The organism is Streptomyces sp. NPDC053427, assembly GCF_044544985.1.
Classification (GTDB): domain Bacteria; phylum Actinomycetota; class Actinomycetes; order Streptomycetales; family Streptomycetaceae; genus Streptomyces.
Window position 1 is genome coordinate 303,670 of record NZ_JBITYA010000003.1, and the last position, 19,394, is coordinate 323,063.

Consider the following 19,394-nt stretch of genomic DNA (forward strand, 5'->3'; position numbering starts at 1 on the left):
TCTTTGTGCCGGTCCTCGTCGATGCCTGGAGGCCGGTTACCGCGTGAACCCCGGCGCAGGCGCAACCGCAGCGCGCTGTGCGAGCGACACCTGTTCGGCGGGTGGCCGGATCACCCCGAGCTGGGCTGCGATCTCTTGCAGGCACGCCGGCTCCAGGGCGGCCAGTGGCGCAATGACGTCCTCGGCGAAGCCGTGGGCCAGGGAGCGCTTGACCAGGTCGACGGGCGGCGGGGAGGTGACGGCCGCGGCGAGGGCCAGGCAGTAGGCGCCGCCGTCCTGGACGTCGTCGATGAGGGGGAGGGCCTCGGTCAGGAAGCCTGCATCGAGCATCGCTTTGACCATGTCGGTGAGGACGACGTCGGCCAGCACTTCGCTCAGCCGGCGGGCTTCGGCGTGGTAGCGATCCCAAAGGCGCAGTCGGACGACGGCTTCCAGTGGCACGGTTGCGGTCCCGTAGCCGGCGCCCGTGACCAGGGCGGCATGCTGCAGCGTAGCCAGAAGGCGGGTGAAGTCCTCGGTGAGGCCGGTGGCCAGGCAGGCTGCGGTGAGCCAGGGATGGGCCCAGAGGCCGCTGTCCAGCGTCACATCCGGGTCCGCGGTTCCGGCGAGTCGGGCCGTGACGTCGCGGCACAGGGACTGGTGGCCGGCGTCGCACATCTCGACGATCATCGCGGCTGCCAGTTCCTGACAGCGGGCCAGGTCCTGCGGGGAATTCCGGGGCATGGTCAGGGCCGTTTCGCGGATCAGGGAGATCGCCGAGGGGATGTCGTCCGACAGGAGGTACGCGCGCAACTCGAGTGTGCGGCCGGAGAGGTCGGTCTTCGCGAGTCGGCGTGCCAGATTGAGGGCCGCGTCGGCGTGCCCGGCGCGGAGGTGGAGGGAGATGAGCTCGTGCGTGACGCGGGTACGCCAGCCGGCCACGCTCGGGTCCGTCGACTCCTCGATGCCTTCGGTCACCTGGGCGACGAGCAGGTCGAGATCGGCTGAGCGGTGATCGCCGCACGCTTCGACGGCCCTGGCGGCGTCCAGCAGGATGTCGATGCGGTCGAGCTGATCTGCCTCGAACCTCGCCGCGATCCTCAAGGCATGGTCGAGGTGACCGAGCCGGGCGGCTGCGCTTGCCACAGCCCGCGCCTCCCACTTGGCGCGGGTGTCGTCACTTGCCTGCACCACCGTGTGAAGGGCCAGTTCCAGGGCCGGCGTGGCCAGGTCCGTTCGTCCGGCGGTGTCAGCGGCCCGGGCGAAGGCCGCCAGGACGGTGGGCGGCGGCGTGTTCCTGGTCTCGTCGAGGGCCGCCTCCACTTCGCGCACCACGGGAGCAACGTCCTGGGGCGTGTCGGAGTCGAGCAGCGCCAGGGCGATCTCTGCAAGGCGGTCCGCACGGATGAAGGGGAGGGCGATGTCCTGGGCCAGGGAGACCGCCAGCGAGAGGTGGCCGTTGGCCAGGGCAGACGCTGCGGCGTCGGCGAGCAGCTCGTCCGAGGCCCCGGGCTGCCGAGGATCGAGGCCGTGGGCGGCGAGCGCGGCACAGGCGAGCTCGACAAGATCGAGATCGGGAGAGGACGAGGCAGGCAGGGCGAGCAGGTGGCGGGCCCGGTCCTCGTCCTGGTAGGCGGCCGATTCCACGAGGTCGGAGGCGGCGAACTCATGGTTCAAGGCGGTGAGGAGCACCTCGGGCACGTTTCGACGCCCTCCCTTGGCGAAGTGCTCGCTGCAGGCGGTGAGGAGGGCTCGTTTCCTGCCGTCCCGGTCCAAGTCGGCGAGGTGTTGGACCAGGCGGTCGAGGTCGCCGAGAGCGGCGAACGCCGGCGCGAGGAGGCCGCAGAAGTCGGGGCGGTCCTCGGCATCGGCGTGTTGGATGGCCTCCTCGATGAGGAGCCGTGTCAGCGCGGGATCGATCTCGGCCAGTGCGTCGGCGGCCGTGGTGAGGGACCAGCCTCGCGCGTCGCCGCTCTCGGTGATGGCTTCGCGAGCGAGATCGGCGGCGCCCGGTTCGCCGTGCCGCGCAAGCGCGAGGGCCGCGCGCACCGTATGCGGCATCCGCTCCAGGGGCAACCTCCCCGGTACGGCCATGGCTTCGTGGATGAGGTTCCGCGCCTCGGCCGGCCGGCTGTCCAGCAGGTACGCGCCGATCGCCAGCAGAGCGTCGGCTCGCGCGTAGACGTTCTGCAGGGTACGGGCGAACTGGATGCCCTCCTCGGCTCGGCCGAGGCGTACCAGCAACAGCGGATACATGGAGGGCATGCTGAAGTTGTCGTCCTCGATGGACATGCGGAGCAGCGACACCCGCGTCAGCGAGGTGAGGTCGCAGTCCGGGGCTGCCTCGAGGAGCCGTGCCGCGTTCGACAGTTCGGACAGCGCGGCCAGATCGCCGTCGGTCCGGCGGCGGAGCAGGGCGCGGCGCGCGGGGGAGGCCAGGGCGGCCAGCGTCCGGCCGGCACCTTCGGTGAGCAGGAGGGTCGGGTACGCCTCGGTCAGGTAGTCCGGAGTGTCATCCGGCCAGCCGGCCGCGGCGAAGCCGAGGGCCCAGCCATCGACGGCGGTGCGGGCACGGGTGAACTCCTCGGGTTCCAGGTCCTCCTGGACGGCGACGGCCAGGGTGTCATGGGCGAGGGTGTACCGGGTCGGCGTACCGGGGCGCGGCTCCACGACCCGGGAGAGCCCCCGTTCCAGGGTCCTGCGGATCGCCAGCGCGGAGTCGTTGACGATCGAGGCGATGTCCCTGCTGCTCAGCGCGCCGCCGGCGACCGTCATCGTGGTCAGGACGGTGCGCGGGACGGGCTCGGCGAGCACGTGATCCAGCTCTTGGCGGGCGCGCAGGAGCAGGCTCGTCGCCGCGGGGAACGGTGTCAGCACCTGGCGGCGGCAGGTGCGCAGCGGGTGGCTGCCATCCACGTCGAGCGGCACATCGGAATGGCGGCTCGTCACCAGGACGTGTGCCGCCGGACCGAGAGCGGTCGGGAGCTGCGCGGCGATACTGGGCTCGGCCAGCTCGCGGTAGTCGTTCTCGTCCAGGCCGTCGACGAGCAGCAGCAGGGCACGTCCGGGGATCCGCATCGCGCGTCCCCAGAGGCTGAGGAAGGCGGCCGCGTCCGGTTCGGCGGGCGGGAACTCGCCCAGCAGCGCGGCGAGCTGGTCACACATGGCCCGGTGGAACTGCTGGACGCGCATCTGCCCATCGCGCCGGGAGACGACGAACGACACCACGTCCAGTCCGGGGTGGGACGTGGTGGCGAAGCGGGTCACCAGCGAGGTCTTTCCGGCCCAAGGACCGGCGACGAGCAGGAGGTAGGGGTCCGGCCCGGTCGCGAACGCCAGGAGGCCGGCGAGCTCCCGGTCGCGGCCGGTCAGTTCGGCGCACCGGGCTGCGTACTGGCGCAACATCGCCTCGTAGGCCGGGCGACGCCGCTCCTGCCCGCCCAGGCGTTTCGGCACGACGCCGTGCGAGGCCAGCAGCTCACGTGCGGCGGTGGCACTCGGCTCGGGCTCGCGCTCGCCTTCCGCGCGCGGCTCGTACGCGCCGATCACAGCGGCCAGCCGCACGGCGTCCAGCCCGCCCGAGTGGGCCGCCTCCACGACGACGCCGACAGCCGACCCCTCACAGACGACGCCCGCGCCCGAGAATCCGCTCCAGTCGCGCGCTTCCAGGCGGCGGCCATCCGCCCGATGCAGCAGCAGACGGCCCCGCTTCACGCTCGACCCGAGCGGGATCACCCCGTCGATCTGGTCGCTGTCGCGCCAGGTCGCCGTGTCCGCGTCCGTCCAGCTCTGATGGCGCGGAAAGCCGATCGCGGTGAACGGAAGCCGCCCGTCGGCCTCGTCCGGTACAACGGCGATGGTCATCGGAGCGACCTCGTCGAGGGGGACGTCCGGGGCGAGTTCGACAAGCGCGACGTCCAGCCGGGCACCTCGCCACACCGTCCGGCCGGTGACGACGATCTCGTCGGGGGCGCCGCCGGACAGCCGCACCCTGACCGACCCACCGCCCTCGACCACATGCCCGGCCGTCACCACCAAGGACGTCGCCAGCCGCAGCCCCGAGCCGTACCCGGTGCCGCCGTCCTGCTCGACCAGGACCTCGGCGCACCGCCCGGCGAGCGAGTCCACCACCACAGGCCTCAGCGCGGGAGCTCGGGCAGCCGGTCGGTGACCGACAGCGGCCGGCCGGCGTCGTCGGTGGGCGTAAGGGTCATCCGCACACGCTGTGTCCGGCCGCCGCTGCGCTTGCCGTCGGCGGCGGCCTCGACCACCCACAGCTTCAGCCCGCCGCGCCCGCTTGCCTCTCGCGTCATCGTGACCTCGAACTCCAGCTCCACGGCCCCGACGCCGAACTTGACCCCGCGGCCCGCCCCTTCCTGCTGTGCCGTCTCCAACTGATCGCGGAGTACGCGGATGTAGTCGGCCAGGGGCACGCCCTCGGGTTCGCTCATCAGATGCCGCCTCCACGTATGTCGATATCCATGAGTCTGCCAGCCGGCCACTTTGTTTGCATGCCCCGCCCCCATGGACGAAATCGTCCGCCCACGTCGACCGAGCACCGGCCGGTGCTCGCCCTTGACGACGTGACCGGCACCAAGGTGCATGCCCGCTTTGAATTCACCCGGGCCGGCGGCCTCGATATCCGATTCTCCGCCGAGAAAGACCCGGCCGACAACTGACCGTCATACGCGAGATGTTGCGTGTCCTCTCCGTCATCCCTCAGTGCCGGCCAGCCCGGCGCCGACCTCTTCCCGGGAACGAGACCTTGTGGCACTGTCCATGCGGAAGCCGGTTGTCAGTCCCGCTGTATAGCCTTCCAGGCATGGTGCTCAAGAGCTTCTACGACTTGAGGTTTGGCGTGTCCGCCCTCGGAGCCAGGCAGGATGTGCACTACATCTGCGGCAGCCTCGACGAAGCCAAGGCCGTGCTGGTCTCCGAATTCGCATCGTTCGTCAAGGCAGGGATGCTTTTCTACAGCGCGGATGTGGCCTTGGACGTGTACCAGCGGGGCGAACGCGTGCGCTCGATCGACCTTCACCCGTTCGTCACGATCCGAGTTGACGGCTACCCGGACATAACGTTCCTCGGACCGGGTGAGCCGACGGGTTACGCGGTTGGCGCGGATGATCCACACAAGGTGCGGACAGAGCTTGCCGATGGGATGGTCGCCGGTGACTTCGACGACGCGATCGAAGTCACCGTGGACTGGGGCAGCGCCTGCGTGCCGCCGCTCGTCGGTGAGATCGCGAAGGACGGCGACTGCGTCATGCTCGGCGACGGCCCTCCCGACGACGACCTCGACGACCTTGATGACCTCGACGAGGAGGAGTTGGAGGATGAACTGCTCGGCCGGGGCTACGTCGGGTACGGGTTTCACGACTTCGATGGGTGAGCCTCGATGGGCCACCGCCTCGTCCTCCAGCCATTGAGGTGCCATGCGTGTGCCGGCAGGCAGGGTGAGGGGCCGGTGTCAGCAGGCTTGCGCGAGCAGATCGTGCGAGAGGTTCCACAAGCGGCGTGCGCCCACCGGGTCGACGGCGTAGCGGGCGACGCCGTGCAGGGTGCCGGAGCGGCGGTCGACGACCTCGGTCTCGTTGCAGTCGACGAAGTAGCGGCCCCCGACACCTTCCAGGCGCGGAGAGGTCGCGAGGAGGACGGAGGTCGCGGCACCCTGCTCGACGGTCTTGATCAGCTCGGCAGGGACACGGCCGCTGCCCCGGCCGCCGGTGTGGCGTTGCAGGTTCGTGTAGATGGCGCCGGGCATGAGTGCGTTGGCGGTGATGTTGTCGTCGGCCCAGCGGCGGCTCGCCTCCACCGCGAAGAGGACGTTGGCGGTCTTGGACTGGCCGTAGGCGAGCCAGGGGTCGTAGGGGCGGAAGGCGAAATTGATGTCGTCCCACACGATCGGCGACTGCTGGTGCCCGGTGGAACTGACGCCCACCACACGGGCGTTGCCGTCGGCGGCCAGCGCGTGGTGCAGGCCGGTGGCGAGGGCGAAGTGGCCCAGGTGGTTGGTGGCGAACTGCCACTCCCAGCCCTGCTCGGTGTACTGCTCGGGGCAGGCCATGACGCCGGCGTTGTTCACCAGGATGTGCAGCGGCCCCTGCCAGGCGTCGACGAACGCCGTGACCGACGCGAGATCGGTCAGGTCGAGGGGCGCGACGCGCACCTCGCGGTTCCCGGTGGAGGCGGTGATCTCCTTGGCGACGCGTTCGCCCGTCGCCACATCCCGTACCGCGAGGGTGACCTCCGCGCCGGTCGAGGCCAGGGCACGCGCCGTCTCCGCGCCCAGTCCGGACGAGGCGCCGGTGACGACGGCGCGGCGGCCGGCGAGATCGATCCCGTCTGCTGCTTCGGCCGCGGTGGTGCTGAATCCGAACGGGGTGGTGATGACGTTCATGGGAGAACTCCTTGGGGATGTGCCGAAACGCGTGGCTGCGGTGTGGTCAGGGGATGAGCAGACGGTTCTGTTCCGTCGGCGGTGTGCCGGAGTGCCAGTCCAATGCCTGGCCGAAGCGGACCAGTTCGCCGTAGAGGACGGGGTCGACGTGCTCGGCGAGGATCAGGTCCAGTACGGTTTCGGCGGCCCGAGCGGGTGACCGGGCCTGGCTGTAGTCGTCGAACCACGGGCGCGAGGTGGGGGTGTCGACCATGCCGGGGCACACGGCGGCGACCAATGTGCCGGAGGCCAGGTCGCGGTCGAGGCGGTCTGCGGCGACCGCGCGCACGGCGGCTACCTGGGCCACCTTCGAAGGCACGTTCAGCCACAGCGGCCACCCTTCTTCCGCGGCCGTCTTGTGGTGGATGGCGCTGCGCCAGGACTCGACGGCGTACTCGACCTGATCGAGGCTCGCACCGTCGAACAGGTGGTGAAGGCGCGGGGGGAGATGGCCGAGAGTGCCCAGGCTGCTGGCCACCACGAGGAGCCGGCCGCCGGGACGCAGGACGGGGCCGAAGGAGCGCAGGACCGCGTGGGTGGCGGTGTTGGAGACGTCGATGAACTCGTCGGCCCGCTCGGCCTGCGACTCACCGGGCAGCAGGCGGGCGACTGCGTTGGACACGACGATGTCGACCCCGCCGTGGCGGGCCCGCAGGTCCTCGGCGAGGCGGGCGACGGCGTCGGTGTCCGTGACGTCCAGGACCTCGCCCTTTACGCAGGCCCGGGCCGAAGGTGCCTGCGCGACCTCGTGGGCCGCGTCCGTCACCCGCTGTCGGTTGCGACCGGTGAGCAGGACCAGGTCGTCCCGGTTCATACGGGCGGCGAGCCCTTCGACGAGGGCGCGGCCGAGCCCTTGGTTGGCGCCCGTGACAAGGGCGATGCGGGAAGCGTTCATGGTTCCACGCTAAGAACGCCGCATCCATGAGTCCAACGAAAGTTCGGCACAGGTGGTATGCGTAAACGTCATGGACTTCACCGAAGTGTCGCTGACCGCGCTGCGCGTATTGCGCGCCGTGGCAGAACAAGGAACCTTCACCGCGGCCGCCGCATCGCTCGGGTACACCCAGTCGGCGATCTCCCGGCAGATCGCCGCGATCGAGCGTGCGGCGGGCGCGGAACTGCTGGAGCGGCGGCGCAACGGCGTCCGGCTCACCGACGCCGGCCGCATTGTCATGCGCCGCGCCACGACCGTGCTCGACGAGATCGAGGCCACCGCGCGCGAGCTGTCCGGCCTGCCGGGGCAGGGCGGGACGGTACGCCTGGGATGGGTGCCCAGCGCGGGCGCCGTTCTGGTGCCCCGAGCCCTTGCCGAGCTGCGCCGCACCGACCCCGACCTGCAGGTCGTCGGGCGCGAGGGCGGCACCCCCGCACTGGCCCGCGCCCTGCGGGCCGGAAGCATCGACCTCGCTCTGCTCGCCTCCGCGCCGCCGTTTCGCGCACCGGACTCCGAATCTCCCCCGCTCGCCCTGCAGACGCTGACCGAACGCGCTCTGTGCCTCGCGGTACCGGCCGCTCATCCGCTGGCCCGGGGCGACTACGTGGATGTGGCCGACCTGCGCGGGCAGCGGTGGATCGCCGGCTCCTCCTCGGGAGAGGACCGGCTGATGGGCGTATGGCCGGGCCTGGACGAGCGGCCCGAGATCGTCCTGACCGCCCGCGATTGGCTGGCCAAGCTCCACCTCGTCGCCGCCGGCTGCGGACTGACCACGGCGCCGGCCACTCTCGCGTCCGTCGCGCCGCCCGGGGTGCGCATCCTGCCCGTCCGCGGTGGCCCTCAGGAGCAGCGGCGCCTGCTGCTGGCCAGCCTTCCCCACCCGCCGGAGCAGGCCGTCAGCCGCGTGGCAGCCGTACTGCGCGCCCAGGCACTCGCCACCACCCTCACTGCGCCTGCGCCCTCCTGACGGCGAGGATCCTGGACGACTGCCCCGAGCTGGAACGACTTCGCCGCCTCGCGCTGCTCGCCGAGGTGGGCAAGCTCGACGAGGCCCACGACCGCCTGGTCCGTTACTGGCACTGGGCGCTCCCGACCAGCTTGCCGCACCGCTTGACCCGGGCCGTCATCGAAGGCGCGGTGCCCGTACCACCAGCCGGCCCGACCAGCTCGACCGCCCTCGCTTACGCCGAACTCCACGCCCTGACCAGCGGCGACGACCGGCGCCGCCAACCGCAGAGCCACCAGGTCGGCGACGTCACGTCGTTCTACTCCGGCATCATGGACGCCTGCGCACTGGCCGCCGAGGCCCTGGCCTCCGGCTGCCCGGACCGACGCGCCGAGGCCCTCGACCACTTCGTCCGCACTTACGCCCGCATCAGCGGCCACGACGACACCCCGGCGTTCCGTGCACACCTCCGCACCCGGTTCCGCCACGCAGCGCACCCCGGCTCGTTCCCGCTGCGCCCGGCTCCCAGCGCCGTCGCGCCCTCCCGCCTGCCATGATGCCCCCATGCTCTTCTCACGCCGCCGCCCGATATCCCGCACCCACCAGCTCCTCACCGCAGCAGGCCTGAACCCCAAGACGGCCGACGGCACCACAGAATTCGCGATTTGCCAGACAGCCGCTTTCCACGCCACCCACCGCGACGCCGACACACTGCCCGCGGTCCTGGCCCTGGTCGAGACCCTGCTCCTGGACGAATCCCACTACGAGTTCGCGACCGGCCTCCTGGAGAACATCCAGAACCTGACCTCCCACGGCCTGCCCCATCTCCACACCCCGGAAGAGGCCGTAGCCCTGCTGGACCCCCGCAGCGCAATCTGCTGGAACACCTTGACGGACTTCTGGACCTCAGTAGCCACCTGGTGCACCAACACCGGTCTGGTACTGGAGACCAGCGAAGAACTCCTCGCCGTCCAGAACGAGCAGCTGCAAACCCTCCTGTGGACCACGAACCGCACCCTCCCCACAGGCGCCAAACTCGGTCTCTCCCATGCAGTCCGCTACGAAAAGGCCGGCCAACCCCCCATGCCCGCCTACAGCCACATCACGGCAGCCCTCCGCAGCACAGGCCAGGGATAAAGGTCTTTAGTGGTGGACATCGCCGTACTTCGTAACGTCCACCACTAAAGATCTCTAGTTCCTCATCAGGGAATTGCGGGACATGGACCACATATGGCTGCGGCGCCACGAGGCCGCTTCCTTCGGTCGCTGGCTGGTGCCAAGGGATCTCCCTGCGTGGTGCCAAGGGGTCTCCCTGCGGAGTTCGTCCGGCCTCGCCGCTCAGGGGCTTGTCGCCGCCATTGATGCCTGGTCTCCTGTTCCCGGCGATCCGTGACGCGGTCACCGGCCGGTGGCGCACGCATCCGGCACGGACACGAGAGCAAGGGCGAAATGAACGGCGTGGAATCAGCGTCAGCGTCAGCGGCCGGGCAGGACGCACGCGGTGCTCTGCCCGAGGGGCTCGGCGCGGCTGTACGCGCGACCGCCGAGGAGATCGCCGCGCTGCTGCGCGGGGGCGCAGACATGGCGCTTCCGGTGCCCGGGTCGGAGTGGACCGTCGGGGAGGCGGCAGCGCATCTGGCGCTGGCCAACGAGCTGATGGCCGACATTGCGGCGGGACATGCACGCAGTTACGGGGACGGCACGCCGCAGAGTCTCGCCGCGGCCAATGAGCGCGCGCTCGCCGAGTTCGACGAACGGCGGGCCGAGCCGCTGGCCGCGATGATCGTGGCGCAGGCCGATGCCTACCTGAAGGCGTGGGACGAGGGTGCCACGGACGGCACCGTCGTCACCCCGCTGGGCCCGATGGGTCCGGACGTGCTGGGCTCGTACCTGCTCACGCACATGCTGGGCCACGGCTACGACCTGGCCCGTGCGCTGGGACGTCCGCACATGATCGACCGGGACCGGGTCGAGCTGACCCTGCCGTTCCTGATCACGGCCATGCCACGGGTGACCGACTCCGCCCGCACCGCCGGATTGATCGCCCGTTACGCAATCCACCTGTGGGGCGGTGCCCGTTTCGGCGTGACGGTGAACAACGGCGCGGTGTCCGTTGCCACGCAGCAGCCGAGACGCCCGGACTGCACCATCCTCATCGAGCCGGTCACCTTCCTTCTGATGGCACTCGGCCGCCGCGGCCAATGGAGCGCCCTCGCCCAGGGCCGAATCCTCGTCCGGGGGCGTAAGCCGTGGCTCGCGCCCCGCTTTCCGGCGCTCTTCAGGGCACCCTGATGTCCTGAACCCAGGCCCCGAACCGGTCATTGACCGGGTCCGCGTCGCAGGAGCCGGCCTGGGAAGGCCCCCTGTTCGACGGTGAAGCAGGCAGTGGGCTTGTGGTGGCCGTCGCCGACGACCGCATGCACGCTGTCATGGTCACCGCAGCGGCCCCCGGCAACCGCCCGACCTCCCCGAGCCGCACGGGCTGCTTCATGCCCCGGAAGTGCCTCGATCGTTACCGTGCGCCCCTGCGTTGGCACCGGAACCGAAACCTCTCCTTTCCCGTACAACCCTTCAGCCTCATCAGAGGTCATCTCTGAGTTCGCACATATGTCTGGAGAGGAACCCATGTCCCGGCCCCCTCACAAGCGCTCCCGGCGTTCCGTCGTCCTGGGCGCCACCGTCGTAGCGGCCGCCCTGGCCGGTGGCCTGCTCATCACCCTGCCCGGCGACGCGAGTGCCGCCGGGTCGGGCCTCGCCGACGACTTCAACGGTGACGGCTATCGCGATCTCGCGACCGGCGCCCCGGGCGCTGTCGCGGGCGGGAAGGCGAAGGCGGGCGCCGTGGTCGTCAACTACGGCTCGTCGAGCGGTATCAGCGCCGCGCGCCACAAGACCACATCGCAGAGTTCCTCCGGTGTGCCGGGGGACTCGGAGACCTCCGACCGCTTCGGCACCGAACTCGCGCACGGCGACCTCAACAACGACGGCTACGGCGATCTCGTCGTGGGCACACCGCTGGAGGACGTCGGCGGCGATGTCGACGGCGGTTCGGTGACGATCCTGTGGGGCGGCTCGTCCGGCCTGTCGGGCGGCACGACGATCAGCGACCCGAACGCGTCCGGCCACGACCGGTTCGGCCAGTCCCTCGCGGTCGGCGACTTCACCGGTGACGGGAAGGCCGATCTGGCGGTCGGTTCCACCGGCAAGGACGTGTGGATCTTCAAGGGCGGCTTCACCAAGTCCGGCGGCGCGGCCGGGAAGCTGCGCTTCGACGCGCAGATCGAGTCCGGTGCGTACCCCAGAGGCGCCGTCCAGCTGGCCGCTGGGGACTTCGACAACGACGGGGTGGATGACGTGGTGGTGGGGTCCTCCGCAGGCAACTTCGTCTACCGGGGCACCTCGACCGGGCCCACCCTGCAGACCGAGGTGGGCACGGGGTACGCGGGCGCGTTCGCCGTCGCCGACTTCGACCGCGACGGGCACGACGACCTGGTCGTCGGCTCCGACTTCGTCTCTGTCACTGACCAGACGGCGAAGGGCGGCTACGCCACCGTGTTCTACGGCGGTACGGCGGGCGTCGACACCACTCGCAGCGCCGTCTTCAGCCAGGACACCGCGGGTGTGCCGGGAGCGGACGAGTCCGACGACTTGTTCGGTGGCACACTCGCAGCGGGCGACGTCAACGGTGACGGCTACCCGGACCTCGCCGTCGGCGCGAGCTTCGAGACCATCGGCTCCGCGAGCCACGCAGGCAGCGTCTGGGTGCTGCGCGGTGGCCCCTCCGGCCTGACGGGGACCGGCGCCCAGTCCTTCAGCCAGGGCACCTCGGGCGTACCGGGCGCCGATGAGTCGTCGGACATGTTCGGCGACGCCATCCACCTCGCCGACCACAACAAGGACGGCCGCGCCGATCTGTCGGTGGGCGCGGGCGGCGAGAACAGCGACGACGGCGCCGTATGGGTCCTGCGCGGCTCCACCGGAGGCGTCACGACCACCGGCGCGGTGAGCTTCGGCGCGTCGTCCGTGGGCATCGGGAACTCGGGGGACGACCCCATGTTCGGTGACGCCATGTCGGGCTCCTGAGCCTGTAGACGGACAGTCGGATGGGGCGGCACCGGAGGACTCCGGCGCCGCCCCATCCGTAATGCGCACAGAGGTGTGTGCGGGCGGCCCCTCACCTAGCCCTGTTGCGGGGGCCTCCGCCACCTGCCACGGGCCGGCGTGCACCGAGCACACCGCACAGCGCCGCCAGCGGGAGTCGGGACGTTGGCCGAGGGCAGGGGAGTGCGGCAACGATGACCCGCTGTCGAGTCGCCTAGGCCAACAGAGGCCTTGATGAAAAGTGAGCACCCCCAAGGTCAGGGGCACTGACCTTGAGGGGCCCTGAAACGCCCTGCGCGCATCGGTGAAGAGATCGAGGCCGGGAAGCCCCAGCGTGGGCACAGCCCGGGCGATCTCCCGACAGGGCACCCCGAGGACAGCGGCGCCGCACTTCCGCCCTTTCCAGGGGAAAGTGCGGCCGGTCGAGGTGCGCCACAAAGACCCTGTCTTCCCGGCGCACTTGACCCCGCATCGGCCGGGGTGCCTCCACAGCAAGGGAGCCTACGGAGTGGGCACGGCCTCGCTCGTCCACGTGGCGCGCAGCGCCTTCTTGTCCACCTTGCCGACCTTGGTCGTCGGCAGCTGGTCCAGCAGCACCGTCCTCCGGGGTGAGTACAACTCTCCCAACTCGGCGGTCACCGCCACGCCGACCGCCTCCGGGTCGACGTCAGCACCCTCGGCCGTGGCCAGGAAGATGTGTACGGCCTCTCCGTACTCCTCGTCCGGCACACCCAGTGCCGCCGCGTTGCGCACACCGGGCAGCGTGAGGAGGAAATCCTCCAGGACCCTGGAGTAGACGTTGTCGCTGGTGCTGCCGGTGACGATGATGTCCTTGGCCCGGTCGACGAGATAGAGGTACCCCTCGGCGTCGAGATAGCCCATGTCCCCGGTGCGCAGCCAGCCGTCGTGCAGTGCCGCCGCGGTGCGCTCCGGGTCCTCGTAGTAGCCGAGCATCACCGCGTTGCCCCGGACACACACCTCGCCGACCTGTCGGACGGGCAGCGCCGCCGTGCTGTCTTCGGCACGGATCTCGATCTCGGTGTCGGATATTGCGCGGCCGCAGCTGCGCCAGAGCTCGGGCCGACGGGCTCCCTCCGAGGCGAGCTCCTCCGCGCCGAACGCGGCGATGCCGAGCGCTTCCGACTGTCCGTAGCCCTGGCCGAGCACCGGCCCGAAGACCTCGACCGCCTGCTGCAGCCGGCTGGGCGACGTGGCCGCGCCGCCCACGACGATCCGCCGCAGGGCGGGCAGGGCGCCCGGCTTGCACTCCGGATGGTCGAGAACCGCGTACAGCATGGGCGGTACGAACATGGTGGCGGTGATCCGCTCCTCGCGCAGTACCGTCAGCGCCGCGCCCGCTTCGAACTCGGGCAGCACGACGAGGACGGATCCCGTCACCAGCGCCTGAAGCGAGGTGAGGTGGCCGCTGCCGTGCGTGAGCAGCGTGGCGGCGAGCACCCGGTCCGTGCCGGGGGTCATGGCCGGGAAGAACGCGGTGCCGGAGTCCTCGGGGACGTCCTCCACCAGGTCCACCAGCACGTCGTAGAGCCGGTGGCTGTGCGCGGCGAGCTTGGGGTGGCCCAGGGTTCCGCCGGTGTAGAGGACGGTGACTGCCTCGTCCGCTCCCGGGGCGGGCACGTCGTCGGGGCGCACGTCCGGGCACTCGGCCGCCAGGGCCAGCAGGTCCGCGCACTGCTGCTCACAGGGGCCGAGGCTGAGCAGTTCGGGGGCGTGGACGCTGCGGCCGGCCGCGTCGGCGGCTCGTTGTGCGAAGAGCGGGTCGGTGACCACGGCGCGCGCCCGGGACTGCTCGACCAGGGCGGCGAGCTCGCCGGGCCCTGGCTCGGGTGGCAGGAACACGACGCGGCAGCCGATGAGATGGACGGCGAGCTGTACCAGGACGGAATCCACGCGGTTGGCCAGGAACAGCCCCACTCCGTCGCCGGGCGCGAGCCCCTGCCCGCGCAGCGCATGCCCCAATCTGAACAGCTGCCGCCGAGCCTCGCCCCTGGTCAGCCGCTGCGCCCCCTGGACGAGCGCCTCGGCGTCCTCGTCCTTGTACCAGTGTTCCAGAATGCGGTCCACGTACGTCTGTGGCTCGGATGTTTCCTGTGCGTTAACGATCACCAACACATACAAACATGCCGCTCAGAAGCCGTGGCCTCACAGGGGCCACCTTCGGCCAACAGCTGGCGGAGTATCATGCCCGTGCCTTGATGCATTCGGTATTCGCAGGTCAGGCGAGCGCCTGAGAGAGCGCACGGAACGCCCGTCAGCGGGGACGTCGCGCGCCGCGCTCCGGCCGGGGCCGGTGTTCGGTCTGCGGGCCGGGGCAATCCCGTCGGGCTCCGGCGCCGTGTTGGGTTCGCTCGCTGTGGGAGTCCTGATCGGCGCGGTCACCGCGACGCGCAGCCGGGACATCGCCGCGGCCCGGATTGGACCCGGAGGCCGACAGCACGGGCCCGTGGACACGTACCTCAAGTAGCGGCCGCTCTGCCCCGTCAAGCCTTCCCGCTAGAAGAATCGAACCGCGTCCCGCAGCGCCGCACCGCTTCCTCGCCGCGCCGACACCCGCTGTTCCAGGTCATTTCACGTTCCAGAACACTGAAGCGGCACGGGCGGAGCTGGACGATCTGACCGCCCGGCCCGAACCGGTCGCGGCCGAAACGGCCAAATTCAACCTGTTCGCTGAGCTGAGGGAACAGGACGGGTCGCCGGGCGGCTGGACTCGACGGTGAACCGGATTACTCCGCCGATCTCTTCGATGCCCACACCGCACGGTCCTTCGCAGAGACCTGCACGTCCTGGACCAGAGCCTGCGCCTCGTACTCGCAGGCGTGGTCAGCGAACACTACGTCTCCGGTGAGGCGTTGACGGCAGGGCTGTCTCAAGCGTCCCGCGCTGACGGCTGAGCGCTTCGTGGCATCCGAGGGAGCTGACGCAAACGAGCCGAGCAGCTCTGTGAGGAGGTGCAGACGAGCAGCCCCGAGGCCGGTGGGATGAGGTACTCCCGTGCGAGCCTCAGGGCTGATGCGTCAGCGACGCTATTACTTCACCATCTGCTGAAACTCATTGAAGTCGATGACGCGGTCGTGGTTCGCGTCTGATTCCATAGCGGCCTTGACGTGTTCCCTGAGCTTGCCCTGATGCCCTTGGCGCTTGAAGTGGTTGGCCATTTCAACGATGTTGATCTGGCCATCGCCGTCGGTGTCGATCTGTTCGAACAGTTCCCTTGCCTCGGTCTCGGTCATGACTTCCTCTCGTTGGTAGATGCCCGAAGATTCATACGGTCAACGGTAGAGTGGCAAAGTATTTATGCAAATAATCCTCTGGATTCACTAATTCACTCCAATGATCGCCGTTTTGGTCGGGATCCATGGAACGTGGCTCATTGCGCCACGGGGCAGGCGCGTTCTGCGGCTCGTAGTCGTGGGCGGGGAACACATCGGGCAAGACGGCGAGCATTTCGGTAAGGAATTCCGCGGTCACTTCGTGGTCGTCTTCCGCCAGAGAGACGTCGGTGAACAAATACTGCCAGCCGTATGCGCCTTTGGTGACGCACAGTGCGTCGAGGTAGCCGCAGAGGTCGACATCCATGCGGTGAATGCCGAGGGGACCGTCGCTGAACCAGATCTCCCAGATGTCTTTGTCGTGAGCCCGCCGCGTGAACGGCCAACTGCCTCATCGGGGCGGTGCCAGACATGTAGACGTCGGGGTCCTCCGTATCTGGGCCGGGCGGTAGCGGGCCCTGCCACCGAGCGCTCTATCCGGCCCGGCTTCGCCGAGCGCTACGCAAGTTGGTTGGCATCTAGGACAGCAATTGACCTATTTCCCTTCTACCGTCGTTGCTGGCACCCAACATCAGCGAGAGGACCGCGATGCGCGAGCAGACCACCACCACGCCGGAGGGCTACACCACCGTGGCGCCCTGGGTCGTTACCGACGACACGGGGGCTTTCCTCGACTTCGTCACCCAGGCGTTCGGGGGCGAGGAACTCAAGCGGGTGCCGACCGAGGACGGCTCGATCGGGCACGCTGAGATCCGAGTCGGCGACACCATCGTGTTGGCCTTCGACCGACACGCGGACTGGCCCACCATGCCGAGCCTGCTGCGCGTGTTCGTCGCCCATGCGGACAGGGCGTTCTCACAAGCCGTCGCTGCCGGCGGTCAGATCGTCACCGCTCTGGTGGACGACGCCTTCGGACAGCGCGGAGGGCGAATCAAGGACCCCTTCGGCAATATCTGGTGGGTGATCAGTCGCGTCGAAGACGTCCCTGCGGACGAGGTGTGGAAGCGGCTGCAGGACCCCGTATACGCCGAGGCCATGCGCGTGGCCCAGGAGACACTCGACGCCGAGCTCGGCGGTCGACACCACGGGCGTAGCAGTGCGCCGGTCAGATCAACCAGCTGACGCTCAGATCACAGGCGTACGCTCATCAACATGGTTGAGCATCGAATGGTTGACGTGAACGGCGTTCGGCTTCACATCGCTGAGCAAGGCGAAGGCCCTCTGGTGGTGCTTCTGCACGGCTTTCCCGAGTCATGGCACTCCTGGCACCACCAGTTCGGCCCCCTGGCCGATGCAGGCTTCCGAGTAGTCGCCCCCGACCAGCGTGGATACGGACGCAGCGACCATCCCGACGAGGTCGACGCGTACAGCATCCTCCACCTGGTCGGCGATGTCGTCGGACTGATCCAGGCCCTGGGCGAGGAGAAGGCGTTCGTCGTCGGGCACGACTGGGGCGCCCCGGTCGCCTGGCACACCGCGCTGCTGCGACCGGACATGGTGCTCGGGGTGGCCGGCCTGAGCGTGCCACCTCCCTTCCGGGGGACGCAGCCTCCGCTGGCCGCCATGGACAAGAGGTTCGGCGGCCGCTTCTACTGGAACTACTTCAACCGTCCCGGTGTCGCCGACGCCGAGTTCGCGAGGGACGTACGCACCACCCTCCGGAAGTTCTTCTACTCGGCTTCCGGCTCCGCTCCTCACGGCGGCGAAATCAAGCAGCCACTGATCGAACCCGGGCAGGGCTGGCTCGAGACCATGTCAGACCCCGAGGTGTTGCCGGAGTGGTTCACCGAGGACGATCTCGACGCACTCACCGAGAGCTTTTCCCACGGCTTCACCGGGGCCCTCAACTGGTACCGCAACCTCGACCGCAACTGGGAACTGACCGCTCCGTGGCACGGCGCCGTCGTCACCCGGCCCGCCCTCTACATGTACGGCGACCGCGACCTCGTCCCCGCCTTCCCCGGCACACCCGAACTCATCGAGCGCCTCCCCGCGCTCATGCCCAACCTCTGGCGCAAGCCCCTCGAACTGGCCGGCTGCGGACACTGGACCCAGCAGGAACGCCCGGACGAGGTGAACGCTGCGCTCATCGAATTCCTCAGGGCCTGTGCCTGAGCCGGGCCCAGCCCGGACCGGCACAGCCCGCCGGCCGACCAGCGGACGGCCGGGCTGCCCAACGGGAAGGCTGATGCCGAGTCCCGCAGGCATCGCGAGGAGGCTGACTGCCTCCACCTGGATGCCCACACCGGACTGAACGAGATCCGCACCTGTGCCTGCCGAGGAGTTCGACCAGAACCTCCTCGGCGGCTTCAGGGTTCCGTCCGGATGAACGGCCGGGCGGCGAGCGTCTGGTCGGCCCCGGTCGGAACGGCATACGCGGGGCCGCGACCATGAGGACGTCATACGGCCCGTAGCCACCGGCAGCGAGACATCCCTCAGCTAGCGGGTGAACGTCCGCATGAACGCGTTCGTCTTCCCTTCGATGCTTGAACAGCTCGCCACTGCCTTGGAGTTGGAACCTCCCGGGCACGGCTTGTCCCGGGCGGCCGACCACATCGACAGCGGGCCGAGCCCCTTCTTGTCGGCGAACCTCTTGAGCTCGACCGCGTCGTCGGGAGTGAAGACCTCGACCTCGACGTCGTTCACGCCGATCATCGGTGTGACGGCGACGGCCTTCCAGGCTGCGGCGTCACGCCGGATGCCGAGCGCCTTCTTGATCTGTTTCTGGGTGGCGGTGGCGGCTGCGAGAGCGTATTCGCCCATGTCGCCGTCGTAGTAGCTGCCGTAGTCCATGGCCATGATGTTCACGGTGGAGACCCGGGCGCCGCTCTTCTTCGCGTTCTCCAGGACCGCGACGGCATGCCGGTTCAGGCCCGAGGGGAGCACCGGGAGAGTGAAGGACACGTCCAGGTTCGGGTGCTGCTTCTGCAGCCGGGCAATCGCCTGGGCGCGCAGGGTGTTGGCCTTCTTGTCCGTCAGGGCGGGGCCCTCGATGTCGAAGTCGACCTTCGTCAGGTCGTAGGCGTCGATGACCTTGGTGTACGCACGCACCAGCTTGTTCACCGAGCCGCAGACCCGGGCCAGTTCGTGACCGCTCTGTCCGCCGAAGGAGATCCGCACATCGCCGCCCTTGGCGCGCAGCGCATCCGCCTGGCGCGCCACCGGGTTGTCGCCCAGCTCCTGCCTGCCGCCCCACTTGGGCGTGCAGCCGCCTCCGGGGGAGACAAAGGCCAAGTTGTACTCCTTCACGCCGGTCTCCTGCGCGCTCTGGAGGAGGTCGTAAGAAGGCTTGAGCGACGTGTCCACGTACGGCGCGAATGCGTTGGCCTTTGGAGCGGGGGGTTCGGTTGCCTTGGTGGGAGGTGCGCTGGAGGGGGGCCGGCTCTCGTTGCGGGAGGGCGCAGACGGTGTCGGGCCGGGCTGCTCCTCCTTGGCCCCGGACGAACAGCCGGCCAGCAACGACACCGCGACCGCCGCCGCCGTCACGGCAGCGGCGATCGACCGCAATTCGCTTCTTCCGGAGGTCCGTATGTCTGCGTCGTTCGTCATCGTCGGCCGGTTCCTTTGGAGCGGATGGACAGGTGGCGGTGGATACGATGCCGGAGGACGTCCACGGAGAACAATCAGCGTGAGGCGGCGGGCCGGAATCCGGAAGACGCTCGGCCGCAAGGGCAGGACCGGAAGCGGCAGGGTGCCACGGTGGGG

17 protein-coding genes are annotated in these 19,394 nt (G+C 69.5%); 9 read left to right on the forward strand and 8 right to left on the reverse strand.

Annotation, left to right across the window (positions count from 1 at the left end; genetic code table 11):
- Nucleotides 1–36: 36 nt before the first annotated feature.
- Both ACIGWZ_RS09370 and ACIGWZ_RS09375 read right to left on the reverse strand, forming a co-directional pair.
- On the reverse strand, nucleotides 37–4,107 hold the full coding sequence (locus ACIGWZ_RS09370) for a trypsin-like peptidase domain-containing protein (RefSeq protein ID WP_400062494.1): 4,071 nt from the start codon (nucleotides 4,105–4,107) through the stop codon (nucleotides 37–39).
- 11 nt (nucleotides 4,108–4,118) lie between these two features.
- Nucleotides 4,119–4,430, reverse strand: a complete 312-nt coding sequence (locus ACIGWZ_RS09375; protein ID WP_400062496.1) for a trypco2 family protein — start codon at nucleotides 4,428–4,430, stop codon at nucleotides 4,119–4,121.
- Between the two features lie 30 nt (nucleotides 4,431–4,460).
- Here ACIGWZ_RS09375 and ACIGWZ_RS09380 point away from each other — a divergent pair, with 30 nt between their 5' ends.
- Complete coding sequence (locus ACIGWZ_RS09380; RefSeq protein ID WP_400062498.1) at nucleotides 4,461–4,658, forward strand: hypothetical protein; 198 nt, start codon at nucleotides 4,461–4,463, stop codon at nucleotides 4,656–4,658.
- Between the two features lie 143 nt (nucleotides 4,659–4,801).
- Entirely contained in the window at nucleotides 4,802–5,371 is a 570-nt protein-coding gene (locus ACIGWZ_RS09385; RefSeq protein WP_400062499.1) for a hypothetical protein, read from the forward strand.
- A 78-nt stretch (nucleotides 5,372–5,449) separates the two neighbouring features.
- On the opposite strand, the gene ACIGWZ_RS09390 is transcribed toward ACIGWZ_RS09385, so the two are convergent.
- Nucleotides 5,450–6,379, reverse strand: coding sequence for an SDR family NAD(P)-dependent oxidoreductase (locus ACIGWZ_RS09390; RefSeq protein WP_400062501.1), 930 nt, complete (start codon nucleotides 6,377–6,379; stop codon nucleotides 5,450–5,452).
- 46 nt (nucleotides 6,380–6,425) lie between these two features.
- The gene (locus ACIGWZ_RS09395) at nucleotides 6,426–7,313 is read right to left on the reverse strand and encodes an SDR family NAD(P)-dependent oxidoreductase (protein ID WP_400062502.1); all 888 of its coding nucleotides are present in this window, start codon (nucleotides 7,311–7,313) and stop codon (nucleotides 6,426–6,428) included.
- 70 nt (nucleotides 7,314–7,383) lie between these two features.
- Here ACIGWZ_RS09395 and ACIGWZ_RS09400 point away from each other — a divergent pair, with 70 nt between their 5' ends.
- From ACIGWZ_RS09400 to ACIGWZ_RS09420, 5 genes are all read left to right on the forward strand, one after another.
- Nucleotides 7,384–8,319: a LysR family transcriptional regulator gene (locus tag ACIGWZ_RS09400; protein WP_400062504.1), complete on the forward strand. Its 936-nt coding sequence runs from the start codon at nucleotides 7,384–7,386 to the stop codon at nucleotides 8,317–8,319.
- A gap of 65 nt (nucleotides 8,320–8,384) precedes the next feature.
- A complete protein-coding gene (locus ACIGWZ_RS09405) occupies nucleotides 8,385–8,855 on the forward strand; it encodes a hypothetical protein (RefSeq protein WP_400062506.1) in 471 nt (156 codons plus the stop codon).
- Nucleotides 8,856–8,862: 7 nt separating this feature from the next.
- The gene (locus tag ACIGWZ_RS09410) at nucleotides 8,863–9,435 is read left to right on the forward strand and encodes a hypothetical protein (RefSeq protein ID WP_400062508.1); all 573 of its coding nucleotides are present in this window, start codon (nucleotides 8,863–8,865) and stop codon (nucleotides 9,433–9,435) included.
- A 321-nt stretch (nucleotides 9,436–9,756) separates the two neighbouring features.
- Nucleotides 9,757–10,590: a maleylpyruvate isomerase family mycothiol-dependent enzyme gene (locus ACIGWZ_RS09415; protein WP_400062510.1), complete on the forward strand. Its 834-nt coding sequence runs from the start codon at nucleotides 9,757–9,759 to the stop codon at nucleotides 10,588–10,590.
- A 333-nt stretch (nucleotides 10,591–10,923) separates the two neighbouring features.
- Complete coding sequence (locus ACIGWZ_RS09420) at nucleotides 10,924–12,381, forward strand: FG-GAP-like repeat-containing protein (protein WP_400062512.1); 1,458 nt, start codon at nucleotides 10,924–10,926, stop codon at nucleotides 12,379–12,381.
- 519 nt (nucleotides 12,382–12,900) lie between these two features.
- Here ACIGWZ_RS09420 and ACIGWZ_RS09425 read toward each other — a convergent pair.
- From ACIGWZ_RS09425 to ACIGWZ_RS09435, 3 genes are all read right to left on the reverse strand, one after another.
- Nucleotides 12,901–14,526 carry a class I adenylate-forming enzyme family protein gene (locus tag ACIGWZ_RS09425; protein WP_400062514.1) on the reverse strand — a complete coding sequence of 542 codons (1,626 nt, stop codon included), beginning with the start codon at nucleotides 14,524–14,526 and terminating at the stop codon, nucleotides 12,901–12,903.
- Nucleotides 14,527–15,446: 920 nt separating this feature from the next.
- Nucleotides 15,447–15,650 (reverse strand): EF-hand domain-containing protein, encoded by a 204-nt coding sequence (locus tag ACIGWZ_RS09430; RefSeq protein WP_400062516.1) that lies wholly within the window; start codon nucleotides 15,648–15,650, stop codon nucleotides 15,447–15,449.
- 31 nt (nucleotides 15,651–15,681) lie between these two features.
- Nucleotides 15,682–15,996, reverse strand: a complete 315-nt coding sequence (locus ACIGWZ_RS09435; RefSeq protein WP_400062517.1) for a hypothetical protein — start codon at nucleotides 15,994–15,996, stop codon at nucleotides 15,682–15,684.
- 281 nt (nucleotides 15,997–16,277) lie between these two features.
- Between ACIGWZ_RS09435 and ACIGWZ_RS09440 the strand changes: the two genes are divergently transcribed.
- Nucleotides 16,278–16,811 carry a VOC family protein gene (locus ACIGWZ_RS09440; RefSeq protein ID WP_400062519.1) on the forward strand — a complete coding sequence of 178 codons (534 nt, stop codon included), beginning with the start codon at nucleotides 16,278–16,280 and terminating at the stop codon, nucleotides 16,809–16,811.
- A gap of 45 nt (nucleotides 16,812–16,856) precedes the next feature.
- On the forward strand, nucleotides 16,857–17,804 hold the full coding sequence (locus tag ACIGWZ_RS09445; RefSeq protein WP_400063246.1) for an alpha/beta fold hydrolase: 948 nt from the start codon (nucleotides 16,857–16,859) through the stop codon (nucleotides 17,802–17,804).
- Nucleotides 17,805–18,128: 324 nt separating this feature from the next.
- Here ACIGWZ_RS09445 and ACIGWZ_RS09450 read toward each other — a convergent pair whose 3' ends face one another.
- Nucleotides 18,129–19,238, reverse strand: coding sequence for a chitinase (locus ACIGWZ_RS09450; protein ID WP_400062521.1), 1,110 nt, complete (start codon nucleotides 19,236–19,238; stop codon nucleotides 18,129–18,131).
- Nucleotides 19,239–19,394 lie beyond the last annotated feature (156 nt).